This window comes from Haloferax sp. Atlit-12N (genome assembly GCF_003383095.1).
Classification (GTDB): domain Archaea; phylum Halobacteriota; class Halobacteria; order Halobacteriales; family Haloferacaceae; genus Haloferax.
In genome coordinates this window covers 1-3,081 of record NZ_PSYW01000018.1, presented here as the reverse complement: position 1 = coordinate 3,081, position 3,081 = coordinate 1, and the positions used below count along the sequence as shown (strand labels likewise).

Annotated in this window: 3 protein-coding genes; 2 read left to right on the top strand and 1 reads right to left on the bottom strand. The window is 57.7% G+C overall.

Going from position 1 to position 3,081, the window contains the following annotated elements:
* The coding region (locus C5B90_RS19645) for a sugar phosphate isomerase/epimerase (protein WP_148708262.1) at positions 1 to 523 on the top strand (523 nt) is incomplete at its 5' end.
* Between the two features lie 59 nt (positions 524 to 582).
* Positions 583 to 2,091, top strand: coding sequence for an aldehyde dehydrogenase (locus tag C5B90_RS19640; RefSeq protein WP_115883604.1), 1,509 nt, complete (start codon positions 583 to 585; stop codon positions 2,089 to 2,091).
* 717 nt (positions 2,092 to 2,808) lie between these two features.
* On the opposite strand, the gene C5B90_RS19635 is transcribed toward C5B90_RS19640, so the two are convergent.
* A partial coding sequence (locus C5B90_RS19635; protein ID WP_115883603.1) for an ABC transporter permease occupies positions 2,809 to 3,081 on the bottom strand: 273 nt, incomplete at its 5' end.

The following is a 3,081-nucleotide window of genomic DNA, read 5'->3' as shown; positions in this document are numbered from 1 at the left end:
CATCGAATGGTGTTCGACGGTTGGGGTGGATACGGTCGTCTTACCGTATCTGGACGCGGCGCACTTCGACAGTGCCGAAGCAGTCACGGAGACGGCGGCTCTCGTCGAATCGGTCGCGGTTCCCCTCAAAGACGCGGGGTTCGACTTCTGCTATCACAACCACGACCACGAGTTGACTTCGGTCTCCGGAGAGTATGAGACAGCGCTCGACCTACTAGCGGCGGAACTGGAAACAGTCGACCTGGAACTTGACGTCGGATGGGTTCAGGCCGCGGGCCATGACCCGGTAACATTCCTCGAGCGGCACGCGGATCACATCGATCTGGTCCACGCGAAAGACATTGTCACCGCGACTCGAACGCCGGTCGAGGCTGGGACGGGCGACGTAGACTTCAAGGCCATCGAAGTGGCGGTGAGAGACGCCGGATGTTCGTGGGCGATCTACGAACACGACTCACCGTCCGACCCACTTGATTCGCTGTCGCACGGCGCCGGGTTCTTGTCGGCGTGGAAAAAGCGCTGACGGCAAGCCGAGCGGTCGAGGGGCAATATTTATGAAGAGACTCGGAGAACGAATGTAGTATGTGTGCCAAGCACACGGATACTGCCGAGACTGAAGAGGTCGTCGCTCGACACCGCGACGTGGCCAGCGAAGTTCTTCCCGATCACACGGACCTATACATCGGCGGTGAGTGGGTCACCGGAGGAGCATCGTCGCTAGAGGCGGTCGATCCGACGACTGGGGAACGTCTGACAGAGGTATCGGCTGCTGACGCCGACGACATCGACAGAGCCGTGAAAGCGGCTTGGGAGGCGTACGATGGCGAGTGGGGGTCAACGACAGCCGAGGACAGACAAGACGTCCTGCTCGAGATTGCAGACCGCGTAGAGGCCAATCTAGAGGATCTCGCAACGCTCGAGACGCTGGACAATGGGAAACCTCTCGTAGAGTCCCGAGCGGACATGCGGACGGTCATCGACCAGTTCCGGTATTTCGCAGGCATCGTACAGTCGGACACCGGCGCTGTCCTGTCGGACGACCAGCGGATGGGTTACACGATCCGAGAGCCGTACGGCGTCGTCGGCCAGATCATCCCGTGGAACTTCCCGCTGTCCATGGCGTCGTGGAAACTGGCACCCGCGCTTGCAGCAGGGAACTGCTGCGTCCTGAAGCCCGCAGAGCAGACGCCGCTGTCGATCCTGCGGCTCATGGAACTCGTCGACGATGTCGTACCCGACGGCGTGGTTAACGTCGTCCCGGGTGACGGTAGAGAGGCCGGGGCCGCGCTGACCCAACACTCCGACGTTCGCAAACTCGCTTTTACTGGTTCGACGGCGGTTGGCAAGGAAATCATGCGGAACGCAGCCGACAATGTCGTCGACGTGACCCTTGAACTCGGAGGGAAAAGTCCGGTCGTCGTCTTCCCAGACGCAGACATAGACAAGGCCATCGACGTGGTGAAATTCGCAATTTTCGCGAACGCAGGCGAATGCTGTACCGCCGGTTCTCGGCTGTTCGTACACGATGAAATCGCTGAGGAATTCCTCAATCAGTTCGTCGAGACCGTCGAGGATCTCACGGTCGGAGACCCTCTGTCAGAAGGGACCGACATTGGGCCACAGATTAGTGACAGCGAGGTCAAAAAGACGCTCGAGTACGTCGAGACTGCGATCGAAGGAGGGGGAGAGCTCATGACGGGCGGATCGTACCCCTCTGGACAGGCAGTGTCCGCGGGGAGCTTCGTCGAGCCTACCGTGATTGGCAACGTGCCGCACGACAATCCGGCCGTACAGGAGGAGATCTTTGGTCCGGTGCTCGAAACGTTCACTTGGACCGAATACGACGAAATGATGGCCCTAGTGAACGACGTTGACTACGGACTCTCTGCGAGCGTTGTCACCCAAGACATCGACGAAGCGTACCAAGCGGCGCGCGATATCGAGGCCGGGTACGTGTGGATTAATCAGCATCACGACGTCCCGTCCGGGCTTCCCTTCGGCGGCTACAAGCAGTCGGGGATCGGACGTGAACTGGCCGAGACAACGCTCGAACACTACCAGCAGACGAAAACAATCAACGTGGGCCTTTGAGCGTGATACGGGACTGAAACATCGGCTGCGCGACGATTCATTTTTTGCGGACGGGAGGAAACCGCTGCCGTAGCGCCCGAAAGAACCCAGCTGTCGCCAACGGGACGGGTTCGAGAGAATCTTGAGCAGATATTCTAGTTGTCACGGTGGAGTCTGACAATGTATATTTGGTAATGGAAAATATTGAACTCAATAAGTTACAACACTATGTCTGTAATTATAGTCGGCTAAGGGGGTCAATATACTTGGTACTGGGGGGAATTATTTGGTAGCTGCAAATCCCTTCGACGGACAGTCTGTAGCAGGCAGTCAGGTCAATTAAACCGTGACACTTGACCGATGACTACGGAGGGCTTTCAGTCGTCTGTATAGAGTGTCTAACGGGGCGGTCTCGGCTGAAAGCACTCGATGTCCAGCGAATAGGGTCGGGCGTCGCGGACGGCACGCTGCTTGGCGGCTTCGGGGTGTTCGGTCTGACTCACGGAGCCTCAATAAAGGGGGGCAAAATATACTCTAGAACGAAATCTCGGTCATAGGACGAATACCTGACTAATACCGGACGTACCGTCTCCGACGCGGTTTCGTCGTCAGCGACCCTGTCGCCATCCGAACTTTCCAAGTTGTGGACCGAAAAGTGCGTGCCGTCTCTCGGGAACGAGCGTCTGAATCAGATACCACACAGAGATGTACCGGCACGGTGCCGGTACGTATCCTCGCTCACGTCCGCAATGTGAGCTGTTTGAGGCCCGTAAGGGAGAGCGCCGCCAGCAGAATCACCGTGACGAAGACCAAGAAGAACACGCTAATGACGTTCACCATTGGGCTGAAGCCGTATCTGATGAGACCCCACAGATAGACCGGAAGCGTCTGCGTCGCCGTGTCGCGGACGAAGTACGTATAGACGAACTCGTTAAATGAGATAGTAAATGCTAACAGGCCACCGGCGATGATTCCAGGAAGGACGTTTGGAAGGGTGACGCGACGGAATGT